At 32.9% G+C, this 17212-nt stretch carries 15 protein-coding genes; 9 read left to right on the forward strand and 6 right to left on the reverse strand.

Annotated features, from left to right (window positions below):
• Positions 1–7 precede the first annotated feature (7 nt).
• The 4 genes from Q0543_RS08165 (at position 8) to Q0543_RS08180 (ending at position 6133) form a co-directional block, all read left to right on the forward strand.
• Complete coding sequence (locus Q0543_RS08165) at positions 8–502, forward strand: MarR family transcriptional regulator (protein ID WP_299251169.1); 495 nt, start codon at positions 8–10, stop codon at positions 500–502.
• 66 nt (positions 503–568) lie between these two features.
• Positions 569–1894: a TolC family protein gene (locus Q0543_RS08170; RefSeq protein ID WP_299251171.1), complete on the forward strand. Its 1326-nt coding sequence runs from the start codon at positions 569–571 to the stop codon at positions 1892–1894.
• 22 nt (positions 1895–1916) lie between these two features.
• The gene (locus tag Q0543_RS08175) at positions 1917–2978 is read left to right on the forward strand and encodes an efflux RND transporter periplasmic adaptor subunit (RefSeq protein WP_299251172.1); all 1062 of its coding nucleotides are present in this window, start codon (positions 1917–1919) and stop codon (positions 2976–2978) included.
• Between the two features lie 8 nt (positions 2979–2986).
• Positions 2987–6133 (forward strand): efflux RND transporter permease subunit, encoded by a 3147-nt coding sequence (locus Q0543_RS08180; RefSeq protein WP_299251174.1) that lies wholly within the window; start codon positions 2987–2989, stop codon positions 6131–6133.
• Positions 6134–6241: 108 nt separating this feature from the next.
• Here Q0543_RS08180 and Q0543_RS08185 read toward each other — a convergent pair whose 3' ends face one another.
• The 6 genes from Q0543_RS08185 to Q0543_RS08210 all read right to left on the reverse strand — a co-directional run bounded on the left by Q0543_RS08185 (position 6242) and on the right by Q0543_RS08210 (position 12488).
• Positions 6242–6931, reverse strand: a complete 690-nt coding sequence (locus tag Q0543_RS08185; RefSeq protein WP_299251176.1) for a tetratricopeptide repeat protein — start codon at positions 6929–6931, stop codon at positions 6242–6244.
• A gap of 189 nt (positions 6932–7120) precedes the next feature.
• The gene (locus Q0543_RS08190; RefSeq protein ID WP_299251178.1) at positions 7121–7534 is read right to left on the reverse strand and encodes a hypothetical protein; all 414 of its coding nucleotides are present in this window, start codon (positions 7532–7534) and stop codon (positions 7121–7123) included.
• Entirely contained in the window at positions 7531–8157 is a 627-nt protein-coding gene (locus Q0543_RS08195) for a hypothetical protein (protein WP_299251180.1), read from the reverse strand. The genes Q0543_RS08190 and Q0543_RS08195 overlap by 4 nt, the downstream gene beginning before the upstream one ends.
• A 265-nt stretch (positions 8158–8422) precedes the next feature.
• On the reverse strand, positions 8423–9250 hold the full coding sequence (locus Q0543_RS08200) for a hypothetical protein (RefSeq protein ID WP_299251182.1): 828 nt from the start codon (positions 9248–9250) through the stop codon (positions 8423–8425).
• A gap of 87 nt (positions 9251–9337) precedes the next feature.
• Positions 9338–11980 (reverse strand): glucosidase, encoded by a 2643-nt coding sequence (locus Q0543_RS08205; protein WP_299251184.1) that lies wholly within the window; start codon positions 11978–11980, stop codon positions 9338–9340.
• Between the two features lie 43 nt (positions 11981–12023).
• Positions 12024–12488 (reverse strand): hypothetical protein, encoded by a 465-nt coding sequence (locus tag Q0543_RS08210; RefSeq protein ID WP_299251186.1) that lies wholly within the window; start codon positions 12486–12488, stop codon positions 12024–12026.
• Between the two features lie 188 nt (positions 12489–12676).
• Here Q0543_RS08210 and dtd point away from each other — a divergent pair, with 188 nt between their 5' ends.
• From dtd to Q0543_RS08235, 5 genes are all read left to right on the forward strand, one after another.
• Positions 12677–13129, forward strand: coding sequence for a D-aminoacyl-tRNA deacylase (gene dtd, locus Q0543_RS08215; protein ID WP_299251187.1), 453 nt, complete (start codon positions 12677–12679; stop codon positions 13127–13129).
• Between the two features lie 2 nt (positions 13130–13131).
• Positions 13132–13461 (forward strand): nucleotide pyrophosphohydrolase, encoded by a 330-nt coding sequence (locus Q0543_RS08220; RefSeq protein WP_299251188.1) that lies wholly within the window; start codon positions 13132–13134, stop codon positions 13459–13461.
• A gap of 90 nt (positions 13462–13551) precedes the next feature.
• Positions 13552–14628: a branched-chain amino acid aminotransferase gene (locus tag Q0543_RS08225; protein ID WP_299251190.1), complete on the forward strand. Its 1077-nt coding sequence runs from the start codon at positions 13552–13554 to the stop codon at positions 14626–14628.
• Between the two features lie 190 nt (positions 14629–14818).
• On the forward strand, positions 14819–15115 hold the full coding sequence (locus tag Q0543_RS08230) for a hypothetical protein (RefSeq protein ID WP_299251192.1): 297 nt from the start codon (positions 14819–14821) through the stop codon (positions 15113–15115).
• A 226-nt stretch (positions 15116–15341) separates the two neighbouring features.
• Complete coding sequence (locus Q0543_RS08235) at positions 15342–17129, forward strand: DUF255 domain-containing protein (protein WP_299251194.1); 1788 nt, start codon at positions 15342–15344, stop codon at positions 17127–17129.
• Positions 17130–17212 lie beyond the last annotated feature (83 nt).

Here is a 17212-nt window from a genome sequence, read left to right on the forward strand (position 1 = left end):
CTTTGTAATGAATCAAAATCCATTGATCATGACAGAAGAAATAGTATCAGAAAAGCAAAGAGGCCTTATTGAAAGATTGGGTGTATTTTATGAACAGGAAGGTTTTCACCCTGCTGGCGCTCGTGTACTTGCCTTGTTATTGATTGCCGATAGAAATGAATTAACATTCGATGAAATAAAAGATACACTAGCAATAAGTAAAAGTGCAACGAGTACTGCAATCAATTTACTGATTACAACAAAACGGGTAGAGTATTTAACAAACCCTGGAGAGCGTAAACGATACTTTAGAGCTACTATTTCGAATTGGAAAATGCATATGAAAGAAAAACTTGAAGGATTTACAACCATTAACACCCTTATGGATGAGATAATCAATCAACGTCCTGCTGCGACTAAAGAGCTCAACGATAGTTTAAAAGAATTGAACAGTTTTATGCTCTACTTTCAAAAAGAAATTCCGCATTTAATTGAACGGTGGAAAGAATCTAAAAAAAAATAATATAGAACTACAATATAATTATACAACAAACGACTTAAAGCCAACTCCTTTTAACAAACAATGTATATGAGAATACCTCTCCTAGCCTTCCTAGTCTTGCTCTCAACTGCACAGGCAATGGCACAACAAAAATATACGCTAAAACAGTGTATAGATTATAGTTTACAAAATCATCTTAGCAATCAGGTTTACAAAAACAACTCTGAAATTGCAAAGCAACAAGGTAGAGAAGCAATTGCGGGATATTTACCCCAAGTAAACTTAAACACGAATATGGATGATAACCTAAAATTGGCAACATCAATAATTCCTGCAGGACCATTTGGACCTGAACCACAAAAGTTTCAAATGGGACAAAAATATGTAACCGGTACTACAGCTCAATTGGATCAAGTCATTTATGACCAATCTATGATTTATGGTATCAAAGCAAACCAACCTAACAAAGAACTGGCAGTATTAAATGAAAAACAAAATCAAGAAACATTAATTTACAATACTACGGCAGCCTATATTGAAACAGTGATCTATGCTGAAAAAATTCGTATCCTTTCGAACAATGAAACGAAATATAAAGAATTATTAAACATAAAAAAGTTGCAATACGAAAAAGGTACCGCTACACAAATAGATTATAACCGCATTCTTGTTACCTATAAAAATATTGTTGCTGAGAAAACACTGGCTGAAACAAATAGAGAGTTAGGATTAAATAAGCTTAAAGATGCTATGGGTATGACATTAGAAGAGTCATTTACAATTATCGATTCATTGGATTATGGACGTTTAATACCAGATTCAGATATCAATCAGTTTGATGTATCACAATTATTTACATATAAAATCAATACGCAAAAAATACGTTTACAAGAGATTGATGTAAAACGCAAAAAAGCTGCATTCATGCCAACACTAACGGGATATGCACGATATGGTGCACAATCGTATAGCCAAACAAGCAGCACGCTTTTTCAAACATGGTTTGATTATTCTGCGATTGGTGTAAAACTAAGTATTCCAGTATTTAGTGGGTTTAGAAAAGAAAGTCAATTAAAACAAAGTCAATTGAATTTATTAAATCTTCAAAAGAACTTTATGATTACAAATAACACCTTAAGATTGCAAGCATTGAATGCGAACACGCAATTGAAGAAATCATACAACGATGTTACAAATAATAAAGAAAATTTAACTCTCGCTCAAGAAGTTTTCGATATAACAAACCTTCAATATCAAAAAGGTACCGGCACCCTAACAGAGCTTCTTAACTCAGAGTATTCGTTGAAAGAAGCGCAAAACAACTACATAACATCCATGTTGAATTTATTATCTTCAACACTTAACAATGAAAAAGCGAATGGCACTTTAATTCCTTTTGCAACTAAATTATAAAAACCCTTTCCAGAACAGTCATATGAAGAAGATTTTAATTATTGGCGGTATTGTGGCATTGATAGCCGTAATCGCATTACGTTTGATTAGCAATAAAAAAACAATCAATGAAAATAAGCAAGTTGTTGATCGTTCTAAAATCCCAGTTTCGGTAACCATTGCATCTGTTGAAGAAAAACCTGTCAATAGTTCATTTCAATTACCGGCAACATTAAATCCGTTTGAAGAATCAATAATCACTGTTACTGTTTCGGGAAAAATCACTCAACTCAGTATTGATAATGGTTCAAGGGTACACAAAGGTCAACTTATTGGATCTATAGATACAGATTTGAAAAAATTAAATCTAGAGGCTATTGAATTATCAGAATCAAAATTAAAAAGTGATTACGAACGAACAAAAGAATTGTTTCAAGGAAAAGCTGCAACAGAAACAAATGTAATTGATGCAAAATATGCGTATGACAACAAACATATTGAAGCAAATCAAATTCGCAAACAAATTTCAGATGGCAATATTATCGCTCCATTTAATGGAATTATATCAAATAAAAATTTGAATATAGGTGAATTTGCAAATGTAGGAACAGCCATTGCTTCTATTGTAAATATTGAACAATTAAAAGCACAGGTATATGTGAATGAAAAAGATGCATATCGTTTAGTTCTTGGTCAAGCTGCTTTCATAACTTCTGAAGTATACCCTGGTGTAGAATTTAAAGGAAAAATTTCTTTTATAAGTCCAAAGGGAGATGCAAGTCATAATTACTTAATTGAAGTGACCTTACAAAATTCAGGGAAAAATACGTTAAAGGCTGGTACATACGCGTTAGTTGAATTCAGATCTGAGACTATTCGTAATGTGTTACAAATACCTAAAAATGCGTTAGCAGAAGGGTTGAAAAATCCATATGTATACGTGGTAGAAGGTACAAAAGCAAAAATGAAAAAAATTACAATTGGTCGTGAATTGGGAGAAAACATTGAAGTCGTAAACGGACTTACTGTTGGAGAACAAATCATTATTAGCGGTCAAATTAATTTATTTGATGGAAGTAACATTCAGGTTGTCACTAGTAAATAAGTAAAGGTATGTCAATTACAGAAATAGCCGTAAAAAGACCGTTACTGATTACAGTAATATTCTTCACACTGATTTTATTCGGTTGGATTAGTTATACAAGTTTAGATTATAATTTACTTCCAAAATTTGAAGTAAATGTAATCACCGTACAAACAATTTATAAAGGTGCATCTTCCGATGAAATTCAAAGCTCGATAACAAAGCCCGTTGAAGATGCTGTGGCTTCTATTGAAGGCATAGACATGATTACATCTACTTCCATGGAAGGTGTATCCATGATTGTTATTCAATTAAAGCCCGGCACCAGCACCATTAATGCGCAACGGGATGCAGAACGAAAAATAAATGAAATTAAAGCGACTCTGCCAGATGACGTAGATGACCCCGTTATTAGACGTGTAAACTTAGATGAAATACCGGTTTTGAAAATTAGTGCGACTGCCAATATTCCACAATCAAAGTTATACGATTTGATCGATCAAAAAGTAAAACCATTGTTATTAAATGTTGAAGGTGTAGGTACTGTAAATATTATTGGTGGAAACGAACGTGAGATTAAAATCACGCTAGACAACGATAAATTACAAGCGTATGGAATTTCATCTTCTCAAATAAATCAAATTATAGCCAATAGCAATTCATCATATCCTGCAGGTAGTGTAGAAACAACTAACGATCGGTTGTCCATACGCATGAATGCTAAAGTTGCAACAGTAGATGAATTAAGAAATCTAGTTGTTGTAGAAAACAAAGATGGTAGCAGAGTTTTGATTAAAGATGTAGCAACGGTAACGGATGGCTTAGCAGAATCTACAACAATCAATAGAATCAACGGACAAAGTGGTATCGGTATTGAAATTGTTAAACAATCAGACGCCAATACGGTAAATGTAAGTCAGTTTTCTAAAGTACAATTAGAGAAATTAAAAGAATTATATGCAACAGAAGGCTTTGATTATAAAATTGCAACAGATCAATCTGTGTATACACTAGCATCTGCTGATGCGGTAACGCATGATTTATTTCTAGCAGTGTTAATTGTAGGAACGGTTATGTTGTTATTCTTACATAGCTTCCGCAGTTCTTTGTTTGTATTGGTTGCTATTCCTTCTGCCATGATACCAACATTTATACTGATGTATGTTTTTGGATTCTCCTTAAACTTAATGACATTAATGGGTCTATCCTTGGTTGTAGGTATTCTTGTAGATGATAGTATTGTAGTATTGGAAAATATTTTCCGTCATTTAGAGATGGGTAAAAACAAAGTGCAAGCTGCATTAGAAGGTAGAAGTGAAATTGGTTTTACTGCGATTGCAATTACCTTGGTGGATGTCGTGGTATTCCTACCCTTATCATTAAGTTCTGGTATTATTGGTAATATTCTTAGAGAGTTCTCATTGGTTGTGGTATTCTCAACCTTGATGAGTTTATTTGTATCCTTTACTCTAACCCCTTTACTTGCTTCTAGATGGGCTAAGTTAGAGATTTTAAATAAAAAATCATGGTGGGGATATATCAACATTAAGTTTGAAGATTTCTTAACAAGTTTAAAAGAAGCGTATGGAATTGGTTTGTATTGGGCCCTAAACCACAAAAGATGGGTTGGTCTAACCATTATCGCTCTTTTCATTGGTGCTTTAGCATTATTACCTGCAGGTTTTATAGGCTTTGCATTTATTAGTACAGGTGATCGTGGAGAGTTTGCAATTAAAGTAGAATTGGCACCCGAAACACCTTTGTATCAAACAAACTTAAAAGTTAAAGAGATTGAGACCATGTTATTGGCGCAACCTGAAGTAATCAAAGTATTTACAAACGTAGGTACACAATCTGGTGCTATGGGTGGTGGTTCTTCAAATTCTAATCTAGCAGAGGTTACAGTAACCTTGGTTGATAAATCTGAACGAACTATGTCATCTGATGTATTTGGTGCAGAGATGCGAAATAAAATTGGTGCAATACCTGGAATCAAAGTAACGGTGTTACCTGTTAGTATTACTGGTAATAGTCAGTCACCAATTATGATTGCCGTAAAAGGCACAGATATGGATAGTCTTTGGAAGGCGGCACGTATGTTAAAACAAGTAGTTGTTGAAACACCAGGTACAGACTATGTAGATTTCAGTACAAAAAGTTTAAAAACAGAAATAGATATAAAACTAGATCGCGATAAATTATCTAACGTTGGCTTTAGTGTGCCTGAAGTTGGTAATGCTATACAGCTTGCCTTTAGGGGTAATGACCAAACGAAGTTTAAAGATAAAGGAGAAGAATACAGCATCAATGTTTCGTTAGACAAAGGAGATAAACAAGATATAGAAAGTGTTAAGAACCTTATTATTCGAAATAGTAAAGGAACATCTATCCGTTTGGGTGAAGTAGCTGACATTAAGGAAATACTTGGGCAATCAGTATTGGAACGCACCAATCGTATGAATTCCATAAAAGTAACTTCTGCCGCTGTTGGGAGACCATCTGGAACTATTGTTGCAGATATACAAGCGCGACTTGAAAATGAAAAATTACCAGAAGGTATATTAATCGATTATCAAGGAGATGCTAAAAATCAAAAAGATGCCTTTGGTAGTCTTGGTATGGCAATGCTAATGGGTATAATATTGGTTTATTTGATCATGGTTGCATTGTATGAAAGTTTGGTATATCCATTTGTGGTACTCTTCTCTATACCTGTAGCTTTAATCGGCGCATTATTAGCCTTGGCATTAAGCATGCAAACTTTATCCATCTTTGCTATTGTAGGTTTGATTATGTTATTAGGTTTGGTAGCAAAAAATGGTATTCTGATTGTCGATTTTACCAATCACTTAAAAGCAGAAGGCATGAATCGTTTTGATGCATTGATAGAAGCTGGTAAAGAGCGATTGAGACCAATCTTGATGACAACCATTGCAATGATTACTGGGATGCTTCCAATTGCACTTGCAACAGGATCTGGAGCAGAAGTTAAAAATGGTATGGCTTGGGTTATTATTGGTGGATTATCAAGTTCTTTAATCTTAACCTTATTCTTAGTACCTGTGATGTATATGATTATAGATAGTGGAGTTGAGCGCGTAAATAAATTCTTCAGAAAGCGTTTTTTCAAAGAATCTAGAAAACAATTGCTCGTAAAGGAAACCATTGATTATTAAAATGTGTTGTATATGTATTGTTATTGTTTCCTTAATTAATAATGGTTGTAGTTTAGTTTATACAGTTGAGAGCTCCAAAGAAATTTGGGGCTCTTTCTGTTTGTGCTGTTATGGATTTCTATATTCTAGATATTCACCTTCAACTATTTCATTTTTATAATTAGATTTATTTACTTTAATACTTAGAGAATCTCGTCTTTGTTTCCATTGTAAATCTTCTGGCTTTTCCTTCAAATAGCTATCATACGATTTAATTGCTCTTTGCAAAAAACCTTTTTTTTCTTGAGCCATACCTAAATTTAAAAAAATAATATAATTTCTACTGGCTGCAAATTCAAAATCAGTTATTGCTAAATCAAGACTATCTAATTCCATATATACCAAACCTCGATCAATATATGCATCTACATATGATTCCGACACATTAATCGCTTTCGTATATTTTAAAATAGCTGAATCTCTGTCCCCTTTATAATAATACACATCTCCTATAAATCGATTTAGGGAAGCCTTATCTTCTGGGTATTTTATTATTCTCAATTCGGAAATTTCAATTATTTTTGGATATTCCTCTAACGTCATAAGACTATCTATCTCATTATGATAGACATAATCAGAAGCTTTTTTCCGTTTAATTTCCATACTATTTTTTCTAATGGTATCTTCAATGATTCCCAATCTAAAATCTTCATAAAGACTAATCAAGCTCTTAATAAATAAAAGTCCAACCATACCAATAAAGCAATAGACAACCCATCTAGCTACTTTTGAATTTCTAATCTTATCAGACGTTGGCATAATTTATATTATATATTTCCATTTTGTTAAATTTAGGGAATTACGATAACGGATATTTATTATTGAAAAGGCTCGTTACTAATTAAGTCGTCGGACCAAGTGAAAAAATGATCTAACGACTGCTCAAAAGGATAAATTTTTACTAAATGACGTTACTATTTATTTAGAAAATAACATAACGACTACCCCCTACTTACGTTTCGTTTTGGGTGCTGTGTAATTCGTATTTTTATTAATAGGATTCTTAACTAGAGAATTAATAACTTTTAAGCCTTCACGCAGCTCTCTTTTTAATTTAACAATGTAATTCCATTGTTGAATGAATATCCAAAATGAAATAGGGAATACGAGTATTAATAAAATTTGAAAACGTAAGGATAACGTATAATCCTTGTACATCAGTTCTGGAATTGCATTTGTTGAAATGCTTGAATTATCAATCAGTAATAATGATCTATATTCAGAATAAAAACCGACATAATTTCTCAAAAAAGAAAAAAACCGATTTCTATTGATTGAAAACAACATACTAAAACGCACATCCAATATTTTTTGAGCATCTTGATTAATAAGCAAGCGATTTTCTGATAGAGTATTTTTCATATTTTTTCTTCAACAATAGGTTGATTCAACACAAGCGCGTATAAATAAATCATTGCCATATAAGGCAATATGTATATGATGGTAAGAAAAAATGAATATATAGAATAAAAATCACCATATAAAAGATTAAGACTCACGAATAGACTTATGGATTCAATTATAAAAAATACACCTATTAACTTCAACGCTTTACCTATTTTACCAGAACATGTATTTAATAGCAATTGAATTGAGATGCCAATTATTGAAGCATATACAAAAAAGATTGGAATGTATTGATAAACTTCCTTTTTATAAATACTTACTATTTCGGCATCCCTTACATAACTTAACACCAGCAAATAGGTGTTCATAAATAGAAAATACGCTATTGTAAGTAGGTAGATAACGAAAATAAAAAGTGAGATCTTTTGTTTCAATTCGAAGCGAACAAATACATATAAATAGTAGATGCCTATTAAACTACATATATCCCTAAGAATAGTTATTATAAAATACGCCCTTAAATCTACTCCTCCTAAGTTTCCATAAGCAATAAAAAAGATCATTATAGCCAATACTAAAATAATACCTTTCAATTGATTATTGTTAGTGATAATATTATCTAAAAATTTCTTATCCATGGTGTTAAAATATAGCGTGAATATAAAAATAGATAATTTGTATCACATTAGAGCATAAATAAAAAAGCAATTTGTAAGCGCAATAACTCGTTGGCCGAAAAAAATAAAACTGGAATAGACGAATCAAACGTATCTTGTAATTATACGTGCATTGCTGAATTCCATCTGAACTAGGAACACAATCCTCAAATAATTGACATTCAAAATATCATACTTCAAATCAAAATGAACAACCTAATTTATATTGTTAGCAGATATCGTACTTTCAAAATAAATTTCTTTTTAACCTACTCCAAAAACTCAATTGGGATTTATTCGTTTCACATAATCGTTTATATTCTTCTAAAAAACGAATCAAGTCTAATGGTAATGATCCCCCAACTCTAGGATTTAGTTCAAATATTTTTGGAACATTATTTTGAATTTTATAATCAAAACACCCAACTCCATTATAATTTATTTTTTGTAATAACTTCTCGAAAACAGCTGCATGATCTGTATTTACAGGAACAATAACTGCAGTTTTAAAAGGAGGACTTTCCATTCCTTTAACAAAACTCGACTTCGGAAATGTGAATTTAAAAGTTTGGCAATATTCAAGCTTATTATTCGTAAAGATAAAATGTGTTGTATGCTCATCAATACCAAAAATATATTCCTGTTTAAAATAATTACCATCTGATACTAAATGTGCCAAAGCACTATCCTTTTCAGCACTATCTACAATATGTGAATTTTGCCCCCACTCGTCTAGATTTTTTTTTAAGATATATGGAAATTGGGCATCTTCAGATAAAATTTTAGGAATATTATCTTCAAACCCATTTTTAATTAAAAAATCATTGAACGAATATTTATCATTACAAAAATCAACAACCTCATTAGATGCAACAAGATATTTGCAAGATAGATCTGAAAACCGATTATTGAGAATATGAATATCTTTTTCATATAAAGGAATCACAATGTCATATTTACGCAAAGTGCTAATTTTTGAAAAATCTGCATATCTAAAATCATAATCCTTTTTATTATATCGACCTTCGGACTTCATTTTCCAATCATCCTTATCACTGAACAAAATTTTAAACATATTATTATTTTATTTGTAGATAATGTAAATAATTCCTTAATACAACATCACATTTTCATTTCAGATAATTTACATTACAAAACCCAATTAATCTCTTTTAAATTCATGAATCAATGTAGCAACCAATCCTGTCCAGCCTGTTTGGTGGGATGCACCACAACCTCTACCATTGTCTCCATGAAAGAATTCATAAAATGAAATTAGATTTTTGAAATGTGGGTCTTTGTTAAATTTATCAACTTCTCCATTTACAGGCCTTTTTCCATTTTTATCTAATCTGAAAATATTTATTAATCTGTCCGATAATTCTCCTGCAATATCTTTTAGTGTTAACATCTTGCCACTATCTGTTGGATATTCGATTAAGAATTCATCTCCATAATAGGAATGGAATTTCATCAAACTTTCAACAATCATATAATTTATGGGGAACCAAATAGGACCTCTCCAATTTGAGTTTCCACCAAACATTGCAGAGTCTGATTCTCCTGGCTTGTATGCTACCGAGAATACCTTTCCTTGATAATTAAATTCGTAAGGTTTTGCTTCGTGTTCTTTAGAAAGTGCACGAATACCAAAGTCGGATAAGAACTCTGTTTCATTCAACATTCGCTTCAACACCATCGTCATACGATGTCCACGGAGTAAGGAAAGTAATTTTGTATTATGATCTCCATCATCCGTCCAACGAGATACTTCACTTGCTAAATCGGGTCTATTTGCTAAAATCCATTCAAGTCTTCGTTTAAAATCAGGGAGTTTATCAACGCTTGGTTTATTCAAAACTTCAACAGCAAAGAGTGGAATAATCCCAACAATGGATTTCACTTTTAAATGTTGACTTTTACCATTCGGCAAGTGAATGATATCGTAATAGAATTGATCGTCCTCATCCCACAAGCCTACTCCTGTATCACCAATATTATTCATGGCGCCTGCAATGTATAAGAAGTGTTCAAAATACTTAGAGGACAAATCTTGATACACAGGATTAACTAATGCAAGTTCGGTAGATATTCGAAGCATGTTCAATGAATACATTGCCATCCAACTAGTACCGTCCGATTGTTCTGTTCTACCGCCAATTGGTAGAGGTTGACTGCGATCAAATACTCCAATATTATCTAATCCTAAGAAACCGCCTTCAAATATATTTTTTCCGTTTTTATCTTTTTGATTTACCCACCAAGTAAAGTTCATGGTAAGTTTGTGTAAAATACGCTCTAAGAAAGCTGTATCACCCACACCACCATTACGTTCTTTATCTAATTCATATACACGCCACGTTGCCCAAGCATGTACAGGAGGGTTCACATCACCAAAATTCCATTCGTAAGCAGGAATTTGTCCGTTGGGATGCATATAGTATTCACGCAACAAAATGGTTAGTTGACGTTTTGCAAAATCAGGGTCAATTTGTGCTAAAGGAATGCAATGAAAAGCCAAATCCCATGCGGCATACCATGGATACTCCCATTTATCAGGCATAGAGATTACATTGGAATTGTTTAAATGTTCCCAATGACTATTTCTTCCTTTTTTTCTTTTTTCAGAAATGGTATCTTTTCGAACGGGGTCTCCATCTAACCACTGCTTCACGTTAAAGTAAAAGAACTGCTTGCTCCACATCATCCCAGCATAGCCTTGACGTTGAATCAAACGCAGCTCATCTTCTTTTACACCATCTTGTACTTCATTATAAAATTCATCGGCTTCGCGCAACCGATCTGCAAAAATCTTATCGAAATCTTCAAAAGGTTTTGCAAGAGTTTTATCTGTAAGTCTCGTACGAACAACTTTTGTTTCACCCGGCTTAACTTTCATTTTATACATGGAAGAAGCTTTCGTGCCTTCTCTTTGCAGCATGTTTACTGCACTTGTATTGTCGTCAACAACGTAATCGTTGATACCATCTTTACAATAACTGTATTTATTGGCTTTGTTGTATAATCGTTTGTTGTTGGATTCATTTTCACAAAACAACAAGCGATCAGATTGATCGGAATAAAAGTTTCGCTTTCCAATAAAATCATGTTCAACTAAAATAGACCCATCTTTTTGTGCAGACATTTTAGGTTTAGCAAAATCATATCCCCACGTCCAGATATTACGAAACCACATCGTTGGCAATACCGTTATTTCTGCCTCTTCCGGACCACGATTGATAACACTTACCTTAATAAGGATATCTTCCATATCCCCCTTTGCATATTCAATAAATACATCAAAATATTTATCTTCATCAAATACACCAGTATCAATTAATTCGTATTCAGGTTCATGTCTGGAACGTTGATTGCCATCTATTAACTTTTGGTATGGAAATTCTGCTTGTGGATATTTGTACAGCATCTTCATGTAGGAATGTGTTGGCGTACTATCTAGGTAGTAGTACAATTCTTTCACATCTTCGCCATGATTTCCTTGATTCCCTGTCATCCCAAACAGCCGTTCTTTCAAGATGGGATCCTTTCCATTCCACAAGGCAACTGAAAAGCACAACAATGATTTATTATCTGAAATACCTGCAATCCCCTCTTCACCCCAACGATAGGTATAACTACGCGCCATATCATGGGTTGTATGTTCCCATGCAGATCCGTCTTCACTATAATCTTCGCGTACAGTCCCCCATTGACGGTCTGTTAAAAACGGTCCCCAGTTTTTCCATGGATTATTTTCTTTACTCGTCTTTAATCGATTGTGTTCTGCTGTATTGTAATTAGACATCTTATTAAATGCGCTTAGCGCTTCTTTATATGAATTATTCGCTTTAGTCTATTATTGGGAATAGTTTGTAATCAATCATATACGTGCGAGGTGTATATATTCGAATTACCTTTTTAATCATTCGCTTGCCTTGTAACTCAAACGCTATTTGATAATAATCTTCCATTAATTTCACATCCAATATTAATTCACATACAGAAGTGCTGGTAGGGGTAACGTGATATACGTTCCGTTCTTCTGTAGATTTTTCAACAATAGCATCGTTACTTGAAAGGATTTGATTGAACAGGACATTTTCCATGCCTTCTACTACCCTACAATAAACAGTAGTGACTTCTGCTCGCTTAAGGTTGGTTAGAGGGATCATTGAGTCTCCTTTGAGTTCGTAAAACGCTACCTTAGGAATACCGCCTTCGTTATGATTTAATGATTTATCCTGTTGTGCAAAGCTGCATAGTTGAATATGAAAACATAGAATCAGAACGAAAAGCTTAATGATTTGAAACATGCGCATTTTTTGAAATAGCTAAGATAAAAAAATATTTGTTTAGACACCTATTTATGAACTATCTTGCCTGTGCTACGATTAATTATTTGTACTATTTAATCAAATTTGAAAGTACCTATTACTGAAAATTTAAACGAGAATTCTTACATTTCGAACATTCGAATACTGTATTATTAATACGAGAAAAAATGATTGGGGTTATACAACGTGTAAAAAAAGCTCAAGTAGAAATAAATGGGGCTATCTATTCGAACATTCAAGAGGGTTTATTGGTACTATTAGGAATTACTCATGCAGATGAACAAGCCGATGCAGATTGGATGGCAACTAAAGTTTGTGGTTTACGAATTTTTTCAGACGACAATGGTAAAATGAACAAATCACTGACAGATATAAACGGCGAATTGCTGATTGTCAGCCAGTTTACATTATTGGCAAGTACCCAAAAAGGAAATAGGCCTTCTTTTATTGAAGCAGCACGGCCAGAACAAGCCATTCCTCTATACGAACAATTTATACGTTCTTGTCAGCTTAACATCACAAAATATATAGCTACGGGCATATTTGGTGCAGATATGTTGGTAACATTAGCTAACGATGGACCCGTTACCATTATCATAGATTCTAAAAATAAACATTAATTATGCATCTAAAAGAACTACAATCCAATGTAGACCAATGGATTAAAGAACATGGGGTACGTTATTTCAACGAATTAACCAATACTGCATTGCTGGTTGAAGAAGTAGGAGAAGTTGCTCGTATTATGGCACGTACCTATGGAGAACAATCGTTTAAAGAATCGGATAAAGATAAAAACTTAGCGGATGAATTGGCAGATGTTCTTTTTGTATTGACTTGCATAGCCAATCAAACAGGAATTGATCTTGAAAAAGCCATGCAAGAAAATATGCAAAAAAAAACAAATCGAGATAGAGACCGACATAAGAATAATGACAAGCTTAAGTCTTAGAAAATATAAATTGCCAAAATGCACATTAGCATTTGAATAAAAGCGTTAAATAGTTAATTTTATGCGTATAACCATTAAAACCATAAACCGATGAGTGCTTCTAAAGCAGTGAACTTTCCGATTGAACGTACACAACATTCAAGATTGTCTGAAACTGATTTTTCGAACTTGGAATTTGGAACGGTCAACTCGGATCACATGTTTGTGGTTGATTATAAAAAAGGTACTTGGGTAGATCCTAAAATTATTCCTTTTCAAAATATTTCAATTAGTCCAGCGTGCAGTTCATTGCACTACGGTCAAACGGTGTTTGAAGGCATGAAAGCATTCAGAGCACCCAATGGTGATTTATTAGTTTTCAGAATTGAAAAACATTTGGAGCGCATGAACAACTCAAACCGTCGTTTATGTATTCCAGAAATTCCTGCTGATTATTTTTACAATGCTATTGAAGAATTGGTACGTTTGGATCAAGACTGGATTCCAAATAAAGAAGGTTGCTCTTTATATTTAAGACCATTCATCTTTGCAAACGACCCATTCATAGGCGTTAAACCTTCTTCAGCATATAAATTTATGATTTTTACCTGCCCTGTTGCAGGTTATTACAAAGGTACTGTGAAGGTAATTATTGAGTCGGATTTTGTACGTGCTTCTCCAGGAGGTATTGGTGCAGCTAAGACGGGTGGTAACTATGCAGCTTCTTTATTGCCTGCAAAAATCGCTTCGGATAAAGGCTACCAACAAATATTATGGACAGATAGTAAAGAGCATAAATATTTTGAAGAGTCTGGCACAATGAATTTGATGTTTGTAATCAATGATGTATTGATTACACCTTCGTTGGATGGCTCTATCCTACCGGGTATTACGCGTGACACGATTTTAACGATTGCTAAAGATTGGGGAGTTAAAGTAGAAGAACGAAAAGTGAGCATTGAAGAAGTACTTACTGCGTTTGACAATGGTACCCTTCAGGATGCATTTGGTACAGGAACCGCAGCAACCATTACTCAGATTGCAGAAATACACCACAACGGCAAAGACATGGTATTGCCTGCTGTTGAAACAAGAACTTTATCCAATAAATTGAATCAAACGATTCTTGATTTAAAACATGGTATTGGTGAAGACAAACATAATTGGGTACATAGAATTAAAAAATAATCATTATCAGAATTATACAAAAAAAAACGCTGTTGATGAGACAGCGTTTTTTTTTACACAATACTTCATATGTGTTTGAATTGAATAAACATTTTCAAACGTTTTATCAACAAGCCCATAAACGAGGGGTAAGCATCTGCACATATCCCTAATTTTTTTATTAAGTTTGCACAAATATAAATCCTATACTATGTTAAGTCCTTCAGAATATACTAAATTATACAAAACACTAGACGAATACTTCGCATCAGATGCATGTAAAACTGCTTTTATGAAAAGTGATGGCTCAGGTGTTGATTATAATTTAATCACATTATGTGTAGACGAGCTCATTTGTGAAGAGTTTGCCTATGACAATCCAAACAAAATAAGTGATAAAGTGAATAAACTTAATGGCAAGAATGATTTTGATAAAACATTGATTGCTTTGAAAAATCCAAAGAAAGAGGTTGTTGCTAGCTTTAAATATTCTACCATCCGTGACTAACTATATATCTGTAGGTTAATTAAGTAATTAAAATTAACCTACAGATATATAATTCATTTTTGATTTTTTATACCTTCCTTTTTATTTGCTCCAATACCCTTTAGTTTGTACCTTATTTAAGAACATATATTAGATGTACTTAAATAGTGTGTTAGATGCAAGCATTTTTATTTAAACCTGACACACCTTAATTACCGTATATGTATTAGATTAAGACAAAACGGCTATGTTTAAAAAAATTTTTATACCCATATATTTAATTATTTTCATAGGCTTGGTCTATGTTCTTTTTTTCAGAGATACAACCAAGCACCCAGATTGGGAACCTTTTAATGAAACTATTTTTCACAAAGCAAAACGTGAAAACAAATTTGTAGTATTACAATTAGCGGCCAATTGGTGCCATTGGTCTCATGTAATGGAAGAAAAAACTTATGCCAATCCATTAATAATTGAGTACTTAGATAAAAATTATATTGTTTGTAAAGAAGATTATGATTTACGACAAGACTTAACCAGTTTATATACAAACTATGGCCCGCCAACAACCATTATTTTTGATGCTGATGGTAACGAACTATTAAAGGAAAGTGGATTCATAGACAACGATCGATTTATGGCATTGCTCACGCAATTACGAGCAAACCCAAGTCCATTATTTAGCAACAAACCCTCTCTGAATATAGAACACACAACAGATTCATCCAAACAAAAATCTCTTGATTATTTAAAAGAGAAGTTTATTAACTCCTTAGATTATGAAAATGGTGGATTTAATTTTGGTCAAAAATTCATAGACTTTAAAACATTTGAATATGCTTTTAATCAAAGTAGTATCGATACCAGCATGCACAAATGGGTAGAGAATAGTATTATTAATTCTACCGGAATTTATGATAACGTTTGGGGAGGAGTCTATCAATACGCAAACAACAATGATTGGAAACAAGTACATTATGAAAAACTGTTAGAGGTACAAGCACGATATATAAAAATGTATTGTTGGTATTATAAACGATACAATGATATTGATGCGCTCAAAAAAGCGGAAGGCATTGCTGCTTATGTTGTGCGTTTTTTAGAAGCTAAGGATGGTACCTATTACAATGCACAAGATGCCGATCTTATGCCAGGTATAAAAGCAACAGATTATTTTAAATTAAATAATGAAGGCAGAATTGCTCAAGGAATACCCGCAATTGATGAAAATAGTTATACAAACAGCAATGCAGAAATTACGGAAGCTTTTTTGATATTATGGGCTACAAATAACAATCAAGTTTACTTAGATAAAGCTATTAAATGTGCGTATGTATTAATGAATGATTATAAAATCAATAATGCCTATACACACAGTACAAATAAACTTTCAACCATTTCATTGAAAGATAATTTAGCTATGGTTAAAACGTTGATTCTTTTATACCGTGCAACATCAAATACACTTTATAAAAAAGAAGCTGCAAAATTACTCAGGGAAATTACACATACATTTAATTCCGGAAATGGCTATTTGTATTCATTTGTTGGCAGTAGCCCATTAAAAGCGACGTATAACATCTCTGAAAATATTGAAGCATGCAGATTATTAAATTACAGTTCCTATTTCTTTAAAAATTCAGCTTATAAATTTGCCGCTGAAAATATTATGCAATTTCTTATAAAACCTGAACTCATAAAAACATACTCAACAGAAGCAGGAATATTGAGTGCAGCAAATGAATTATTGGAAGAACCGAATACGGGTGTATACATGCAAAAAACAACTCCCGCCCAACAAGCTGCATTTATAAAATCATGTATCTCCTTTCCAAAATTCTACTTCAATAATGAAGTGTATACAAACCAAACTATCAGTTCTGAAAAATATGAATTATTTCAAGCGTATGACAAAAACTTTATGATTTTATGTACGTCAACTGTTTGTAGTTCGCCTCAATACACCATACAATCCTTTACAAACCTATTATATAAACGCTTGTTTAACGAAACAAAAAAACAAGCCAATTTCTAATTAATCATAAACAGGATGGGGCTTAAAGTGAATTGAATTTTATATTTGAAACTAGATTTCTAGATACCTTAACACAACAAACA

This window comes from uncultured Cytophaga sp., from assembly GCF_937863595.1.
Taxonomy (GTDB): domain Bacteria; phylum Bacteroidota; class Bacteroidia; order Cytophagales; family Cytophagaceae; genus Cytophaga.